The 14,881-nt window shown below is 71.5% G+C and carries 16 protein-coding genes; 10 read left to right on the forward strand and 6 right to left on the reverse strand.

Features of this window, described 5'->3' with window-relative positions; genetic code table 11:
- Nucleotides 1-26: 26 nt before the first annotated feature.
- From ACGFNH_RS09780 to ACGFNH_RS09790, 3 genes are read left to right on the forward strand one after another with little or no spacing between them, the layout of a single operon-like run.
- The gene (locus tag ACGFNH_RS09780; RefSeq protein WP_393652916.1) at nt 27-743 is read left to right on the forward strand and encodes an XRE family transcriptional regulator; all 717 of its coding nucleotides are present in this window, start codon (nt 27-29) and stop codon (nt 741-743) included.
- On the forward strand, nt 743-1,213 hold the full coding sequence (locus ACGFNH_RS09785; RefSeq protein ID WP_393652519.1) for an NUDIX domain-containing protein: 471 nt from the start codon (nt 743-745) through the stop codon (nt 1,211-1,213). The genes ACGFNH_RS09780 and ACGFNH_RS09785 overlap by 1 nt, the downstream gene beginning before the upstream one ends.
- Before the next feature lie 22 nt (nt 1,214-1,235).
- Complete coding sequence (locus ACGFNH_RS09790; protein ID WP_393652520.1) at nt 1,236-1,358, forward strand: hypothetical protein; 123 nt, start codon at nt 1,236-1,238, stop codon at nt 1,356-1,358.
- A 73-nt stretch (nt 1,359-1,431) separates the two neighbouring features.
- Here the strand turns inward: ACGFNH_RS09790 and ACGFNH_RS09795 are convergent, their stop codons facing one another.
- Both ACGFNH_RS09795 and ACGFNH_RS09800 read right to left on the reverse strand, forming a co-directional pair.
- Nucleotides 1,432-1,740: an MTH1187 family thiamine-binding protein gene (locus tag ACGFNH_RS09795; RefSeq protein ID WP_393652521.1), complete on the reverse strand. Its 309-nt coding sequence runs from the start codon at nt 1,738-1,740 to the stop codon at nt 1,432-1,434.
- Nucleotides 1,737-2,081, reverse strand: coding sequence for a DUF3817 domain-containing protein (locus tag ACGFNH_RS09800; protein WP_393652522.1), 345 nt, complete (start codon nt 2,079-2,081; stop codon nt 1,737-1,739). Before ACGFNH_RS09800 ends, ACGFNH_RS09795 begins: the two co-directional genes overlap by 4 nt.
- Before the next feature lie 93 nt (nt 2,082-2,174).
- On the opposite strand from ACGFNH_RS09800, the gene ACGFNH_RS09805 reads away from it, so the two are divergent.
- The 4 genes from ACGFNH_RS09805 to ACGFNH_RS09820 all read left to right on the forward strand — a co-directional run bounded on the left by ACGFNH_RS09805 (nt 2,175) and on the right by ACGFNH_RS09820 (nt 4,831).
- Nucleotides 2,175-2,813 (forward strand): AIM24 family protein, encoded by a 639-nt coding sequence (locus tag ACGFNH_RS09805; RefSeq protein ID WP_393652523.1) that lies wholly within the window; start codon nt 2,175-2,177, stop codon nt 2,811-2,813.
- Nucleotides 2,813-3,463, forward strand: a complete 651-nt coding sequence (locus ACGFNH_RS09810) for an AIM24 family protein (protein ID WP_393652524.1) — start codon at nt 2,813-2,815, stop codon at nt 3,461-3,463. Before ACGFNH_RS09805 ends, ACGFNH_RS09810 begins: the two co-directional genes overlap by 1 nt.
- Nucleotides 3,460-4,233 carry an AIM24 family protein gene (locus ACGFNH_RS09815; RefSeq protein ID WP_393652525.1) on the forward strand — a complete coding sequence of 258 codons (774 nt, stop codon included), beginning with the start codon at nt 3,460-3,462 and terminating at the stop codon, nt 4,231-4,233. The genes ACGFNH_RS09810 and ACGFNH_RS09815 overlap by 4 nt, the downstream gene beginning before the upstream one ends.
- Before the next feature lie 121 nt (nt 4,234-4,354).
- Nucleotides 4,355-4,831, forward strand: coding sequence for a MarR family winged helix-turn-helix transcriptional regulator (locus ACGFNH_RS09820; protein ID WP_393652526.1), 477 nt, complete (start codon nt 4,355-4,357; stop codon nt 4,829-4,831).
- A gap of 132 nt (nt 4,832-4,963) precedes the next feature.
- On the opposite strand, the gene ACGFNH_RS09825 is transcribed toward ACGFNH_RS09820, so the two are convergent.
- Nucleotides 4,964-6,595 carry a sensor histidine kinase gene (locus ACGFNH_RS09825; protein WP_393652527.1) on the reverse strand — a complete coding sequence of 544 codons (1,632 nt, stop codon included), beginning with the start codon at nt 6,593-6,595 and terminating at the stop codon, nt 4,964-4,966.
- Complete coding sequence (locus ACGFNH_RS09830; protein ID WP_393652528.1) at nt 6,588-7,253, reverse strand: response regulator transcription factor; 666 nt, start codon at nt 7,251-7,253, stop codon at nt 6,588-6,590. The genes ACGFNH_RS09825 and ACGFNH_RS09830 overlap by 8 nt, the downstream gene beginning before the upstream one ends.
- 128 nt (nt 7,254-7,381) lie before the next feature.
- On the opposite strand from ACGFNH_RS09830, the gene ACGFNH_RS09835 reads away from it, so the two are divergent.
- Nucleotides 7,382-8,002 (forward strand): PepSY domain-containing protein, encoded by a 621-nt coding sequence (locus ACGFNH_RS09835; protein WP_393652529.1) that lies wholly within the window; start codon nt 7,382-7,384, stop codon nt 8,000-8,002.
- Between the two features lie 124 nt (nt 8,003-8,126).
- Here ACGFNH_RS09835 and meaB read toward each other — a convergent pair whose 3' ends face one another.
- Together meaB and ACGFNH_RS09845 are read right to left on the reverse strand one after the other, a co-directional pair.
- The gene (meaB, locus tag ACGFNH_RS09840) at nt 8,127-9,086 is read right to left on the reverse strand and encodes a methylmalonyl Co-A mutase-associated GTPase MeaB (RefSeq protein ID WP_393652530.1); all 960 of its coding nucleotides are present in this window, start codon (nt 9,084-9,086) and stop codon (nt 8,127-8,129) included.
- Between the two features lie 53 nt (nt 9,087-9,139).
- Entirely contained in the window at nt 9,140-10,351 is a 1,212-nt protein-coding gene (locus tag ACGFNH_RS09845; RefSeq protein WP_393652531.1) for an acetyl-CoA C-acetyltransferase, read from the reverse strand.
- Between the two features lie 139 nt (nt 10,352-10,490).
- Between ACGFNH_RS09845 and mce the strand changes: the two genes are divergently transcribed.
- Both mce and scy read left to right on the forward strand, forming a co-directional pair.
- Nucleotides 10,491-10,931, forward strand: coding sequence for a methylmalonyl-CoA epimerase (gene mce, locus ACGFNH_RS09850; RefSeq protein WP_393652532.1), 441 nt, complete (start codon nt 10,491-10,493; stop codon nt 10,929-10,931).
- 216 nt (nt 10,932-11,147) lie between these two features.
- Nucleotides 11,148-14,819 (forward strand): polarized growth protein Scy, encoded by a 3,672-nt coding sequence (scy, locus tag ACGFNH_RS09855; RefSeq protein WP_393652917.1) that lies wholly within the window; start codon nt 11,148-11,150, stop codon nt 14,817-14,819.
- Nucleotides 14,820-14,881 lie beyond the last annotated feature (62 nt).

Below are 14,881 nucleotides of genomic sequence, written 5' to 3' on the forward strand. Positions count from 1 at the left end.
CTGCGAATGAACGACTACGGGCAACGATGGCCGCCGGAGGGTGGACGCACGCGACCCTGGCGGAACAAGTCGGCGTAGACCCGAAGTCAGTTGAGCGGTGGGTGAATCTCGCCCGAGTGCCCCATCGGGCAACCGCAGTGAAGGCCGCCCTGACCCTCCAAGCGGACGTACACGCGCTCTGGCCGGCCCTGCGCCAGGTGCGCACAGCGCGGGCCGTCAGCGCGGAACTGGTGGCCCTCTACGAGCAACGGGCAGACCTGCCGGTGTCCGTGTTCATCGACCTGTTGGCGTCAGCGCGGGAGCGCATCGACGTCCTGGTGTACGCGGCCGTCTTCTTGCATGAGGCGTACCCGAAGTTGAACGACCTTCTACGGGAGAAGGCGGAGGCAAGTTGCGCGGTGCGAATCGCCCTGGGGGACGCCGACTCGGCGAACGTGGCGGCCCGCGGCCGCGAGGAGAAGTACGGGCACGGCATTGAGTCACGCTGTCGCCTAGCCCTCCTCCACTACCGGTCGCTGATCGGTGTCCCGGGCATCGAGCTACGGACGCATGGGACGACGCTCTACAACTCGCTGTTCCGCGTGGACGATCAGATGTTGGTCAACGCTCACGTCTGGGGAGTGAACGCGTATGCCGCGCCTGTCTGGCATCTGCGCCGTGCCGAAGGTGGCCGCATGTTCGACGGGTACGCGGAGAGCTTTGACGCCGTCTGGCAGGCGGCCTGCCCTGTGGAGGCTTCCTAGTGGCACGCACTGAGTTCTTCGGCGACCCCAACGCCCCGGAGCCCAACAGTCTGGTTGTGGCTGCCTCCGCCGTGGTGGCCGACGGCCAGGGCCGCATCCTGCTTCAGCGACGGGCCGACTCGGGAAAATGGGCGCTGCCGGGCGGTGGCATGGAGATGTTCGACAGCCTGCCCGGGACGGCCGTCCGGGAGGTCAAGGAAGAGACCGGACTGGACATCGAAGTGACGGGCCTTGTCGGCACGTACACAGACCCCCGTCACGTCATCGCATACAGCGACGGGGAGGTGCGCCGACAGTTCAACGTGTGTTTTCGAGCTCGGGTCGTCGGCGGGGCGCTGGCAATCTCGGATGAGTCCCTGGAACTCCGCTGGTTCGACCCGAGCGCCCTGGACGACCTGCCCATGCACCACACCCAGCGGCTACGCATCAGCCACTACCTGGAGCACCGCTCAACTCCCTATCTGGGGTAACCGCCGGGAGGAGCAGGCGCCCATGGCGAAGGGTTCCGACCACTGCCGGACAGGGGCAGATCAGCCCACGCGGCCTGTGGCAGAGGCGGCGCTGCTCCTCTACGAGCGCACGCCGCTGGGCATCGCGCCGGCGGAGGCGGCCTGACGGGAGCGGTGCCGCGCGCGGCGGGAGGCATGCCGGGCCGGCCCCGCGGCGGGAGGCGTACGGCGGAGCCGCGTCAGTGGGCGGGGCGCTCCCCGAGGTGGCGCTCCACCGTCTCGACCTTGGAGGTCAGGCCGTCGGTGACACCGGGCCTGATGTCGGCCTTGAGGACGAGCGAGACCCGGCCTCCGGCGCTCGCCTCGACCGCCGCGACGGCCCGCTTGACGACGTCCATGACCTCGTCCCACTCACCCTCGACCGAGGTGAACATCGCGTCCGTACGGTTCGGCAGCCCCGACTCACGGACCACGCGCACGGCGTCGGCGACGTAGGCGCCCACGTCCTCGCCGACGCCGAGCGGGGTGACCGAGAAGGCGACGATCATGCGTTGACGGTGCCTTCCTTGCGGGCACGGGCGGCGATCACACCCGCCTCGGCCTCACGGCGCAGCCTCCGCTCGGCGAAGAAACCACCGGCGGGCAGGACGGAGAGGACGAAGTAGAGGGCCGCGGTGCCGAAGCTCCACTTGGTGCGGTTCCAGGCGTCTGCCCAGAAGAGCACGTACAGGACGAACAGCAGCCCGTGGACCGCGCCCATGACGGGCACCGCGTTGAACTCGGTGGTCCGCTTGAGCACCGAGCAGACGAGCAGGAGCAGAAAGGAAACCGCCTCCGGGGCGGAGACCAGGCGCAGGCGGCGGAGGGCGGAGGCCGTCTTCATGTCCACGGGAATTCCTCTTCGAGTTTGTGAACGGACGCACAAGCGAATCCATTGTGACAGCCCCTCCGCCGACTGCGTCCGCCCGGGTACCGTCAGCGCGTGGCTCAGTTTCGACTCCAAGGCAGCAAAGTGCTCGCCATCGACATGACCGGCGACGCCGTGAAGGCCAAGAACGGCTCGATGATCGCGTACGACGGCGACATGGCGTTCAAGAAGTTGTCCGGGGGCGGCGACGGCCTCCGTGGCATGGTGACCCGCCGGCTCACCGGCGAACAGCTCACAGTGATGGAGGTGAAGGGCCACGGCACCTGCTTCTTCGCGGACCGCGCGAGCGAGATCAACCTGGTGACTCTGAGCGGCGAGACGCTGTACGTCGAGGCCAGCAATCTGCTGTGCGCCGACGGCGGGCTGCGCACCGGCACGAGCTTCACCGGACTGCGCGGCGCCTCGCAGGGCAACGGCCTCTTCACCACGACCGTCGAGGGCACCGGCCAGGCGGCGATCATGTCGGACGGCCCGGCCGTCGTCCTCCGGGTGACCTCGCAGTACCCGCTCCAGGTGGACCCGGGGGCCTACATCGCGCACACCGGCAATCTGCGCCAGCACTTCCAGTCCGGCGTGAACTTCCGCACCTTCATAGGGGAAGGCTCGGGCGAGGCGTTCCAGATCCGCTTCGAGGGCGAGGGGCTCGTCTACGTCCAGCCCAGCGAGCGCAACACGGTCGGGGGCGAGGTCTGATGCCGTTCCGGGAGATCAACTCCAAGATGGTCGAGGCGCGGATCGTGCCCGGCCAGCGGATGTTCAGCCAGCGCGGGGCCATGCTCGCGTACAAGGGCGAGGTGACCTTCACCCCCAACATGCAGGGCGGGCAGGGCGGTCTGACCTCCATGATCGGCCGGCGGGTCGCGGGTGAGGCGACACCGCTGATGACCGTGGAGGGCAGCGGCACCGTGATGTTCGGCCACGGCGGCCACCACATCCAGGTGATCAACCTCTCCGGCGACACCCTCTGCGTGGAGGCCGACCGGCTCCTGGCCTTCGACGGCACCCTGGAGCAGGGCACGATGTTCATGGGCTCGCAGGGGGGCGTGATGGGCATGGTGCGCGGACAGGTCACCGGCCAGGGGCTGTTCACGACCACACTCAAGGGCCACGGCGCGGTCGCGGTGATGGCCCACGGCGGGGTGATCGAGCTGCCGGTCACCCCGCAGCGGCCGGTCCACGTCGACCCGCAGGCGTACGTCGCGCACCACGGCGACGTACGCAACAAGCTCTCCACCGCGCTCGGCTGGCGCGACATGGTGGGGCGCGGCTCCGGCGAGGCCTTCCAGCTCGAACTGTCCGGAAACGGCGCCGTGTTCGTCCAGGCCTCGGAGGAGAAGCTGTGACCGGTCCCGTGGTGTACGACCCGCACACGCTGCCGGTCGACGACAACGTCAACCCCTACACGTTCTGCGTCGACCTCAAGGGTCAGTGGTTCCTGCAGAAGGGGAAGATGATCGCCTACTACGGGCGGATCGACTTCCAGGGCATCGGCCACGGCGCCTTCGACGGCCTGATCGCGGCCAACTTCCACTCCCCGCTGCACGCGCAGGACTGGGTGGTGGCCGAGGGCCAGGGCAAGATGCTGCTCGCCGACCGGGCCTTCGACGTCAACTCCTTCGACCTGGAGGACGGCAACCTCACCATCCGCTCCGGCAATCTGCTGGCCTTCCAGCCGGGTCTGTCGCTGAAGCAGTCGATCATCCCGGGGTTCCTCACGCTCATCGGCACCGGCAAGTTCGTGGCCGCCTCCAACGGGCCGGTCGAGTTCGTCGAGCCGCCGGTCCGCGTCGACCCGCAGGCCCTGGTGGGCTGGGCCGACTGCCCCTCCCCGTGCCACCACTACGACCACCAGTACATGCGGGGCGTGCTGGGCAGCCTGCGGGCACTGACGGGGGTGGGCGGGGCCTCGGGCGAGGAGCACCAGTTCGAGTTCGTGGGTGCCGGGCAGGTCCTGCTGCAGTCCACGGAGGTGTTGATGGCCGAGCAGCCCACCGCGGCCGTACCGCACCAGGCGGGTGTGCCGGGCGGCGGTCACGGCGGTCAGCCCGGAGCGCCGCAGCTCCCTCAGCTCCCGGGATCCCTGGGGGGCCTCCAGCGCCGCTTCGGGCTGTGAGCGGTAGTCTGCGGAGTGTAACGTCGAACGCGTGCACCCACGCGTACGTCTCGGGGGGACGGACGGCGTTGCCTGACCAGCCAATAGTCCGTATTTCAACTTTTGTAGGTAGAATCAGTCTATGGAGACCGAGACGGATGTCCGCTGGCTCACCGACCAGGAGCAGCGGGCCTGGCGTACCCACCTTGATGTCAACAAGCTACTCATGCACCAGCTCGAGAAGGATCTTCAGCCGTTCGGTCTGACGAACAACGACTACGAGATCCTGGTGAACCTGTCCGAGTCCGATGAGCAGCGGATGCGGATGAGCGACCTCGCCGCCGCCACGCTCCAGTCCAAGAGCCGCCTCTCCCATCAGATCACACGGATGGAGAACGCGGGTCTGGTGCGCCGTGAGCACTGCGAATCGGATCGCCGCGGCCTGTACGCAGTCCTCACCGACCTGGGCTCCGAGACCATGCAGAAGGTCGCACCGCACCATGTCGAGTCGGTCCGCCGGCACTTCATCGACCTGCTGCCGGCCGATGAACTCGAGGCGCTGCGCACCTCGTTGACCCCGGTGGCCGACCATCTGCGCACCCAGCGCGGACGCAGCTAGAGCCTGTCGTCACCAGCGCGCCGCGAACAGGACGCTCTGCTGACGACAGGTCCTGGCCCCTGCTGCGCGAAGGGCCCGACGCAGCCGGGCTCGACACCGTACGCGGGCCCACGAGTCCGGCCGGCTCCGCCCCTACGAGCCCGGCCGGCTGCCGGCCCGCACCTCCTCCGCCGTATCTGCCACCGCGGCCGTCCCCGCCGAAGCCGTCGCCGTCGTCCCCGCCGCAGAGCTCGCCGAACGCGTCGCCGGGAGACGCAGGACGAACGCCGCTCCGCCCGACCGCGCCTCGCCCACCGTCAGTGTCCCGCCGTGCCGTTCGGCCACGTCACGGGCGATGGCGAGGCCCAGACCGGCACCTCCGTCGTCCCGGCTGCGGGCGTCGTCCAGGCGCACGAACCGCTCGAAGATCCGCTCCCGTTCCTCCCGTGGCACCCCCGCCCCGTCGTCGGCCACCTCCAGGACCGCGGTGCCGCCCTCGGACCGCAGCGTGACGCGTACCTCCCCGGCCGCGTGCCGCTGCGCGTTGTCCACGAGATTGCCCAGCACCCGCGCCAACTGGCCGCGCGAGCCCGCCACTTCCAGCGGTTGCGCGCCCAGGTCCGCGGCGACCGGGAAGCGGTCGCAGTGCCGCTGCGCCAGCTCCTTCCGCACCATCGCGGCCAGTTCGAGCCTGCTGCCCTCCTTGGGCCCCTCCCCCGCGTCCAGCCGGGCGAGCAGCAGCAGGTCGGCGGCGAGCTGCTGCAGCCGTACGGTGTCCGCGACCGCGCCGCCCACATCCAGCAACTCCGGGTGGGCGTCCCCCACTTCGAGCTGGGTGCGCAGGCTCGCGATGGGGCTGCGCAGTTCGTGCGAGGCGTCGGCGACGAAGCGCCGCTGCCGCTCCACGGCGGCCTCCAGTGCGGCCAGCGTCTCGTTCGTCGTACGGGCCAGGCGCGCGATCTCGTCCCGCGCGTCCGGCTCCGGCACCCGCCGGGACAGATCGGTGGAGGCCGTGATCGCCGCCATCTCGTTGCGGATGCCCTCGACGGGGCGCAGCGCCCGCCGCGTGACCAGCCAGGTCACGCCCGCGACGACCACCAGCAGCAGGGGCAGACCGACGAGCATCGCGTTGCGTACGACGCCGACGGTCTCCTGCTCGGGGGCCAGCGGGGCACCGGCGCGGACGGTCACCGTCGTGCGGTCGGGCGCCGTCGCCTCGACGGAGGCGAAACGGTAGTCGGCGGTCTTCCCCTCCACCGTCGCGGTGCCGCTGCTGACGTGCGCGTCGTCGGAGATCGTGCGGGGCTCGGGGTCGCTGTCCTGGGCGTCCTCGCGATCCTCGGCGGCGTCGCCGGGGTCGTCGCCCCCATCGCGCTCGTCCGCCTCCCGGTCCTCCCGGTCCTCCCGGTCCTCCGGGTCCTGCGCCCGGGTCTTCCCCTGCTTCTCCCCCGCGGCCGGTGCCCCGCCGGTGGACGCGGGGTCGGCCTTCTCGCCGTTCACGGCTCCGAGGCCCTCGCTCGCCGCCAGGACTCTCCCGCGCTCGTCGAGGATCTGGACCGCGTCGTCGTCGGCGTCCGGCAGGTCGAGCTTGTCGTACGTGACGCCCGAGGCGAGCTTCCCCGCGACCTCCCGGGCCTGCACCTCGGCCCGCAGGCTGACCTGCCCGTCCAGACTGCTCTGCAGCAGCATCAGCACCGAGATGCCCGCGGCGACCAGCGCCAGCGCCACGACGGCGGTGGCGCCGAGTGCCGCGCGGGAGCGTACGGAGCCGAAGACCCTACGCACGGTCGGCCACCAGCCGGTATCCGGCGCCGCGCACCGTGCCGATGGTCTGTGCGCCCAGTTTGCGCCGCAGCGCGCTGATGTAGACCTCGACGATGTTGGGGTCCCCGTCGTAGGCGAAGTCCCAGACGTGCTCGAGGATCTCGGACTTGGAGACCACTTCGCCCGCGCGCAGCGCCAGGTGCTCCAGCACGGAGAACTCCTTCGCCGTCAGGGTGACTTCGGTGTCCTCGAGGGTCACGCGCCGGGTCGCCGTGTCCACGCTCAGCTCCCCGACCGACAGCACCGGCGAGGCTGTACGGGCGCGGCGGCGCAGCAGGGCGCGCACCCGGGCGAGCAGCACGACGTAGCTGAAGGGCTTGGTCAGGTAGTCGTCGGCGCCGGTGTCCAGCCCCTCGGCCTCGTCGTACTCACCGTCCTTTGCCGTGAGCATCAGGACCGGCACATCACTGCCGGCGGCCCGCAGAGCCCCGCACACCCGGTAGCCGTTCATCCCCGGCAGCATGATGTCGAGGACGATCAGGTCGTACGAGCCCTCGCTCGCGCGATGCAGCCCCTCCGTCCCGTCGTGCACCACATCGACGGCGAAGCCCTCCGCCGTGAGCCCCCGGGCCAGCGACAGGGCGAGCCGCTTCTCGTCCTCGACTATCAGCAAACGCATGACGCCCAGAGTCGCAGACCGTTCCTGAAGAAACCTTCAGACGTCTTCAGCCTGGCTTCAGCCTCGCCCCGGCACGGTGGTTCCCATCGCAAGCAACCGCGATTCACCACACAGGGGAGGAAACCCTCATGAAGCGCAACATCGTGATCGCCACCGTCACCGCGGCGGCCCTCGTCACGGGTGGTACGGCCAGCGCCTTTGCCATCTCGGGCGACGGCGGCGCGACGGCAGCGCAGCAGTCCGGCGCGAGCCTGCGGGTCGCCGACGACGACCGGGACGACCGCGGCGACGACCGGGACGACCGGGACCGCGACGACCGGCGGGACGACGCGGACGACGCCAGGGACGACCGTGACGACGCCGGCCAGGACGACCGCGGACGCGACGACGCCCGTGAGATCCAGGCCGCGAAGGGCGCGCGGACGGACGCCGGCGAGGCCATCGCCGCCGCGCTGAAGGCCGTCCCGGGCACCGTCACCTCGGTCGACCTGGAGGACGACGGCCCGGCCTACGCCTGGGACCTCGAAGTCCAGGGCCAGGACGGCAAGGAGCACGACGTGCGGGTGGACCTGAAGACCGGCAAGGCCACGCAGGCGCCGGCGCAGGCGGACGACCGGGACGACCGGGACGGTGACGACGACCGCGCCGGCGAAGACCGGGACGACCGGGACGACGACCGGCACGGTGACGACCGGGACGACCGCAACGACCGGGACGACCGGGACGACGACCGCGGCGCGGACGACTGACCGGAGGAGCGCATCCCCCGCGCACCCGCACGAAGTACGGGCCCGGAGCCGCAATGGAGCGGCCCCGGGCCCGTCCTTCGTGTATGCGCCCCACGCCGGGGCGGGGCGGTGTCCGGGCGGCCGGTCAGCCGCCGTTCGTCACACCCTCGATCAACTCGTCCGCCGCGGCGTACGGATCGAGCTCGCCCGCCACGATCCGCTCGGCGAGCACGCCCAGGCGCCGGTCCCCGTGCAGGTCACCGATCCGCTCCCGCAGCGCGGTCATGGCGATGGCCTCGACCTCGCCCGCGGCCCGCCGGGCCCGGCGCTCGGTGAGTGCCCCCCGCTCCTCCATCCAGGCGCGGTGCTTCTCCAGCGCCTCGACGACCTCGTCGATGCCCTCGCCCCGCGAGGCGACGGTCTTGACGATCGGGGGACGCCAGTCGCCCGGGGATCGCGCCTCCCCGAGACCCAGCATGTGGTTGAGCTCCCGGGCGGTCGCGTCCGCCCCGTCCCGGTCGGCCTTGTTCACCACGTACACATCGCCGATCTCCAGGATCCCGGCCTTGGCCGCCTGGATCCCGTCCCCCATCCCGGGGGCCAGCAGCACCACGCTGGTGTCCGCCTGGGAGGCGATCTCGACCTCGGACTGGCCGACCCCGACCGTCTCGACGAGCACCACATCGCACCCCGCCGCGTCCAGGACGCGGATCGCCTGGGGCGCGGCCCAGGCCAGACCGCCGAGGTGCCCGCGGGTGGCCATCGAGCGGATGTAGACACCGGGATCGGAGGAGTGGTCGCTCATCCGCACCCGGTCGCCGAGCAGCGCGCCGCCGGAGAACGGCGAGGACGGGTCGACGGCGAGCACGCCGACCCGTTTGCCGATCTTCCGGTACGCGGTCACCAGCGCCGAGGTCGACGTCGACTTGCCGACACCCGGCGAACCGGTGAGCCCGACGACGTACGCACCGCCGGAGAGCGGTGCCAGGGCGGCCATCACCTCGCGGAGTTGCGGTGAGGCCCCCTCCACCAGTGAGATCAGCCGGGCCACGGCACGCGGCCGCCCCTGCCTCGCCTGCTCCACCAGGGTGGGGACATCAGCCATGAACGCTCCGCTCCTCGCTGCTCTTCACCGGTCGCCGACTGCTTCGGCCCGGCTCACTTCCCGCCGTTCCGCGGCACCCGGACGATCAGGGCGTCGCCCTGGCCGCCGCCACCGCACAGCGCGGCCGCGCCGACGCCGCCGCCGCGCCGCTTCAGCTCCAGCGCCAGATGCAGCACGATCCGGGCACCGGACATGCCGATCGGGTGGCCGAGGGCGATCGCGCCGCCGTTGACGTTCACCTTCTCGGGGGAAACCCCCAGGTCCTTCATTGACTGGACGGCGACGGCCGCGAACGCCTCGTTGATCTCGATCAGATCGAGGTCCTCCACGCCCAGGCCGTCCTTGCCCAGGGCCTGCCGGATGGCGTTGGAGGGCTGGGACTGCAGGGAGTTGTCCGGGCCCGCCACATTGCCGTGCGCGCCGATCTCGGCGATCCACTCCAGGCCCAGCTCCTCGGCCTTGGCCTTGCTCATCACCACGACGGCAGCGGCGCCGTCGGAGATCTGCGAGGCGGAGCCGGCGGTGATGGTGCCGTCCTTGGCGAAGGCCGGGCGCAGCTTGGCCAGTGACTCGACGGTGGTCTCGGCGCGGATGCCCTCGTCCTTGGCGAAGATCACCGGGTCGCCCTTGCGCTGCGGGATCTCGACCGGGGTGATCTCGGCCTCGAAGAGCCCGTTCTTCTGGGCGGCCGCGGCGCGCTGGTGGGAGTGCGCGGCGATCTCGTCCTGCGGCTCGCGGGCGATGCCGAGGCGGGTGTTGTGCTTCTCGGTGGACTCGCCCATCGCGACGTTCTCGAAGGAGTCGGTCAGGCCGTCGTGCGCCATGGCGTCGAGCATCTCCACCGCGCCGTACTTGAAGCCCTCGCGGGACTTCGTCAGCAGGTGGGGGGCGTTGGTCATGGACTCCTGGCCGCCGGCGACGACCACATCGAACTCACCCGCGCGGATGAGCTGGTCGGCCAGCGCGATGGCGTCGAGACCGGAGAGGCACACCTTGTTGATCGTGAGCGCCGGCACGTTCATGGGGATGCCGGCCTTCACGGCCGCCTGGCGGGCGGGGATCTGCCCGGCACCCGCCTGGAGCACCTGGCCCATGATCACGTACTGCACCTGGTCGCCGCCGATGCCGGCCCGGTCCAGCGCGGCCTTGATGGCGACACCGCCGAGGTCGGCCCCGGAGAAGGTCTTCAGGGATCCGAGCAGGCGCCCCATGGGCGTTCGGGCTCCTGCAACGATCACGGAGGTGGTGCCGGTCGAACCAGTCATGGAGCGGCCCCTTCGGGGAGAAGGATGTGAACGAGGGTTTACTTTCAATGTACTGAGCAGTACAGGCCCGGGTCATCGGCCGGACGGTGTGATGGCGCGCACGTTGCGTAACGAGCGGTGGGAAGGGTGCACTGGAGTCATGCTGACGCGTATCGATCACATCGGGATCGCCTGCTTCGACCTCGACAGGACCGTTGAGTTCTACCGTGCCACGTACGGGTTCGAGGTGTTCCACACCGAGGTCAACGAGGAGCAGGGCGTCCGGGAGGCCATGCTCAAGATCAACGAGACCTCGGACGGCGGAGCCTCCTACCTCCAGCTCCTGGAGCCCACCCGCGAGGACTCCGCGGTCGGCAAGTGGCTGGCCAAGAACGGCGAGGGCGTGCACCACATCGCCTTCGGCACCGCCGACGTCGACGGCGACGCCGCCGACATCCGCGGCAAGGGCGTGCGTGTGCTCTATGACGAACCGCGTCGGGGATCCATGGGTTCGCGCATCACTTTTCTGCATCCCAAGGACTGCCACGGCGTGCTCACCGAACTGGTCACGGCCGACCCCGCAGCAGGTGACGAGCACTGACCTCATCGAGCCCCGGCCGGTAGAGTGGCCGCTCGGCCGGGTACGGGTTGGGGGCTGTGACCCATGCCTCGCCGATGATCTGACACCATTCTCCGATAGGCACGTATCCAGACACGTACCGGAGAAGGGCAACAGTGCAGATCGGAGACCGGGCCGGCGCCTGGACGGGCAGGGATGGCGCCGGTGACGCGACCAGGGGACGGATGGGACCGCGCAGTGCGGGGCTACGACCGCTACGAGGCTGACGACCACCTCTCGAAGTTCGAAGCCGAGATGGAGCGGCTGCGGACCGAGCGCGAGAAGGCGGTCCAGCACGCCGACGACCTCGGCTACCAGGTCGAGGTGTTGCGCGCCAAGCTGCACGAGGCGCGCCGTAATCTCGCGTCCCGCCCCGCCTACGACGCCTCCGGACTCGGCTACCAGGCCGAGCAGCTCCTGCGGAACGCCCAGATCCAGGCCGACCAGCTCCGCACCGACGCCGAGCGCGAGCTGCGCGAGGCCCGTGCCCAGACCCAGCGCGTACTCCAGGAGCAGGCCGAGCGGCAGGCCCGTCTCGAAGCCGATCTGCACGCCGAGGCCGTCACCCGCCGCCAGCGTCTGGACGACGAACTCGCCGAGCGCAGGGCCACCGTCGAGTCGCACGTCAACGAGAACGTCGCCTGGGCCGAGCAGCTCCGCGCCCGCACCGAGGCGCAGGCCCGGCGGCTCATGGAGGAGACCCGGGGCGAGACCGAGCAGTCCCTCACCGCTGCCCGCGCCGAGGCGCAGCGCCTGGCCGAACAGGCCCGCGAGCGCCTCCACTCCGAGACCGAGACCGCCCGCGCCGAAGCCGAAGCGATCCTGCGCCGTGCCCGTACGGACGCCGAGCGGCTGCTGAACGCCGCCTCCACGCAGGCGCAGGAGGCCACGGACCACGCCGAGCAGGTCCGTACCTCCACGGTCACCGAGTCCGACAGCGCCCGCCGCCAGGCCGGCGAGCTGACCCGCGGCGCCGAGCAGCGCATGAAAGAGGCCGAGGAGGCGCTGCGCGAGGCGCGGGCCGAGGCCGACCGGCTGCGCGAGGAGGCCGAGGCGGCCGCTTCGAAGCGGCTGAGCAACGCCGAATCCGAGAACGAGCAGCGGACCCGGACCGCCAAGGGCGAGATCGCCCGGATGGTCGCCGAGGCCGTCAAGGAGGCCGAGGCCACCAAGGCGGAGGCCGAGCAGCTCCGTGCCGACGCCCGCGCCGAAGCCGAGCGCATGGTCTCCGAGGCCTCGGAGTCCGCCCACTCGCGCGCCGCCGAGGACTCCGCGGCCGCCCTCGCCAAGGCCGCCCGCAGCGCCGAGGACGTCCTCGACAAGGCGTCGAAGGACGCCAAGGCGACCACGGGTGCGGCACGCGAGGAGGCCGACCGGATCCGCCGCGAGGCGGAGGCCGAGGCCGAACGGCTGCGCAACGAGGCGCAGGACTCGGCCGAGCAGCTCAAGGGCGCCGCCAAGGACGACACCAAGGAGTACCGCGCCAAGACCGTCGAGCTGCAGGACGAGGCGCGGCGGCTGCGCGGCGAGGCCGAGTCGCTGCGCGCCGAGGCGGTCGCCGAGGGCGAGCGGCTGCGCGGCGAGGCCCGCCGGGAGGCGGTCCAGCAGATCGAGGAGGCAGCCAGCACCGCCGAGGAACTGCTGTCCAAGTCCAAGGCGGACGCCGAGGAGATGCGGTCCGCCGCATCGACGGAGAGCGAGCGCGTCCGCACCGAGGCGATCGAGCGCGCCTCCACCCTGCGCCGCCAGGCCGACGAGGCGCTGGAGCGGGCCCGCAAGGAGGCCGAGGAGCTGCGCGCCGAGGCCACCGAGCAGACGCGCCAGCTCTCGCAGGCGGCGGCCGACGAGGCCCAGCAGCTCCGCGAGGAAGCCGAACAGGCCGCCCGCGACCGGCGTGCGGAGGCCGCGGACGAACTGTCCCGGCTGCACTCCGAGGCCGAGACCCGGGTCACGGCCGCCGAGGAGGCGCTGCGCGAGGCCCGTACGGAGGCCGAACGGCTGCGACGGGAGGCGGCCGAGGAGACCGAGCGACTGCGCAGCGAGGCCGCCGAGCGGCTGCGCTCGCTGCAGCAGCAGGCCGAGGAGGAGTCCGAGCGGCTGCGTACCGAGGCCGCGGGCGACGCCTCGAACACCCGGGCCGAGGCCGAGTCCGCCGCCGTACGGCTGCGCGGCGAGGCGGCCGCTGAGGCCGAGGAACTGCGGGCGCAGGCCCAGGAGACCGCCGATCGCGTACGGGCGGAGGCCGCCGCCGCCGCCGAGCGCACCGGCACCGAGGCCGCCGAGGCACTGGCCGGCGCCCAGGAGGAGGCGTCCCGGCGCCGCCGGGAGGCCGAGACGCTCCTCGGCGACGCCCGCGAGGAGGCGCACCAGGAGCGTTCCCGGGCGCGCGAGCAGAGCGACGAGTTGCTGGCCACGGCCCGCCAGCGGGTCGAGGAGGCGCAGACCGAGGCCCTGCGTCTGGTCGAGGAGGCGGAGCGCCGGTCGGCCGAACTGGTCTCCGCCGCCGAGCAGACGGCGCAGCAGGTGCGGGACTCGGTGGCCGGACTGCACGAGCAGGCCGAGGAGGAGATCGTCGGTCTGCGGTCGGCCGCGGAGCACGCGGCGCAGCGCACCCGTTCCGAGGCGCAGGAGGAGGCCGACCGGGTCCGCGCCGACGCGTACGCCGAGCGAGAGCGGGCCTCGGAGGACGCCACCCGGCTCCGGCGCGAGGCGCAGGACGAGACCGAGGCCGCCAAGTCGCTTGCCGAGCGCACCGTTTCGGAGGCGATCGACGAGGCGGACCGGCTGGTCGCCGCCGCCCGCGATGACGCGGCGCGCAAGCGCGGCGAGGCCGCGGAGCAGGCGGACCGGCTCATGTCCGAGGCCACTTCGGAGTCGCAGCGGATGCGGACCGAGGCCGCCGACGCGCTCGGCACGGCCGAGCGGGAGGCCGGGCACATCCGCGAGGAGGCCCGCACCGAGGCCAACCAGCGCCGCTCCAGCGCCGCCGACCAGTCCGACCGCCTCGTGGCAGAGGCCCGGGCCGAGTCCGAGCGGCTGCACAACGAGGCGACGGCGAAGGCCGACGAGGCGCGCGAGGCGGCGGCCAAGCGTCTGAGCTCGGCGGCCGAGCAGGCCGACCAACTCGTCGCCAAGGCCCAGGAGGAGGCGGTACGCGCCGCAACCGCCGCCGAGGAGCAGGCCGACATGATGGTGGGCGCGGCCCGCAAGGAGGCCGACCGCATCGTCAGCAGGGCGACGAACGAGGGCAACGGGCTGGTGGAGCAGGCGCGTACGGACGCCGACACGCTGCTCGGCGAGGCGCGCCGGGACGCCACCGCGATCCGTGAGCGCGCCGAGGAACTGCGCACCCGTGTCGACACCGAGGTCGAGGAACTCCACGAGCGCGCACGCCGCGAGACCTCCGAGACGATGAAGTCCGCGGGTGAGCGGGTGGACAAGCTCGTGAAGGCGGCGAGCGAGCAGCTCGCGGAGGCCGAGGAGAAGTCCAAGTCGCTGGTCTCGGAGGCCAACAGCGAGGCCAGCAAGGTGCGGATCGCCGCAGTGCGCAAGGCCGAGGGCCTGCTCAAGGAGGCCGAGCAGAAGAAGGCCGAGGCGCAGCGGGAGGCGGAGCGCCTCCGGACCGAGGCGGCCGAGGAGGCCGAGCGGACGGTCGACGAGGGCAAGCGCGAGCTGGAGGTGCTGGTGCGTCGCCGCGAGGACATCAACGCCGAAATCTCCCGTGTCCAGGACGTCCTGGAGGCGTTGGAGTCCTTCGAGACGCCAGGTGCCGGAAAGTCGGGCGCCAACGGCAGCTCGACCGCGAGCGGTGTGAAGGCGGCAGCAGGAGCAGGTGCAACCCGAACGAGTGGCAAGCAATCAGAGGGCTGAGCCACCCGAAAGAGGGGTCATTCTCCGGACCAAACCCGCATTGACTCGATGACACGCCGCTC

Source organism: Streptomyces sp. NPDC048639 (genome assembly GCF_043199075.1).
Taxonomy (GTDB): Bacteria; Actinomycetota; Actinomycetes; order Streptomycetales; family Streptomycetaceae; genus Streptomyces.

Excerpts from the sequence above, each read along its gene's own strand:
- mce (WP_393652532.1), top strand. The coding sequence starts at position 10,491 with ATGCTGACGCGTATCGATCACATCGGGATCGCCTGCTTCGACCTCGAC.
- ACGFNH_RS09820 (WP_393652526.1), top strand. The coding sequence starts at position 4,355 with ATGGAGACCGAGACGGATGTCCGCTGGCTCACCGACCAGGAGCAGCGG.
- ACGFNH_RS09845 (WP_393652531.1), bottom strand. The coding sequence starts at position 10,351 with ATGACTGGTTCGACCGGCACCACCTCCGTGATCGTTGCAGGAGCCCGA.
- ACGFNH_RS09810 (WP_393652524.1), top strand. The coding sequence starts at position 2,813 with ATGCCGTTCCGGGAGATCAACTCCAAGATGGTCGAGGCGCGGATCGTG.
- ACGFNH_RS09795 (WP_393652521.1), bottom strand. The coding sequence starts at position 1,740 with ATGATCGTCGCCTTCTCGGTCACCCCGCTCGGCGTCGGCGAGGACGTG.
- ACGFNH_RS09780 (WP_393652916.1), top strand. The coding sequence starts at position 27 with ATGGCCGCCGGAGGGTGGACGCACGCGACCCTGGCGGAACAAGTCGGC.
- meaB (WP_393652530.1), bottom strand. The coding sequence starts at position 9,086 with ATGGCTGATGTCCCCACCCTGGTGGAGCAGGCGAGGCAGGGGCGGCCG.
- ACGFNH_RS09835 (WP_393652529.1), top strand. The coding sequence starts at position 7,382 with ATGAAGCGCAACATCGTGATCGCCACCGTCACCGCGGCGGCCCTCGTC.
- ACGFNH_RS09790 (WP_393652520.1), top strand. The coding sequence starts at position 1,236 with ATGGCGAAGGGTTCCGACCACTGCCGGACAGGGGCAGATCAGCCCACG.
- ACGFNH_RS09830 (WP_393652528.1), bottom strand. The coding sequence starts at position 7,253 with ATGCGTTTGCTGATAGTCGAGGACGAGAAGCGGCTCGCCCTGTCGCTG.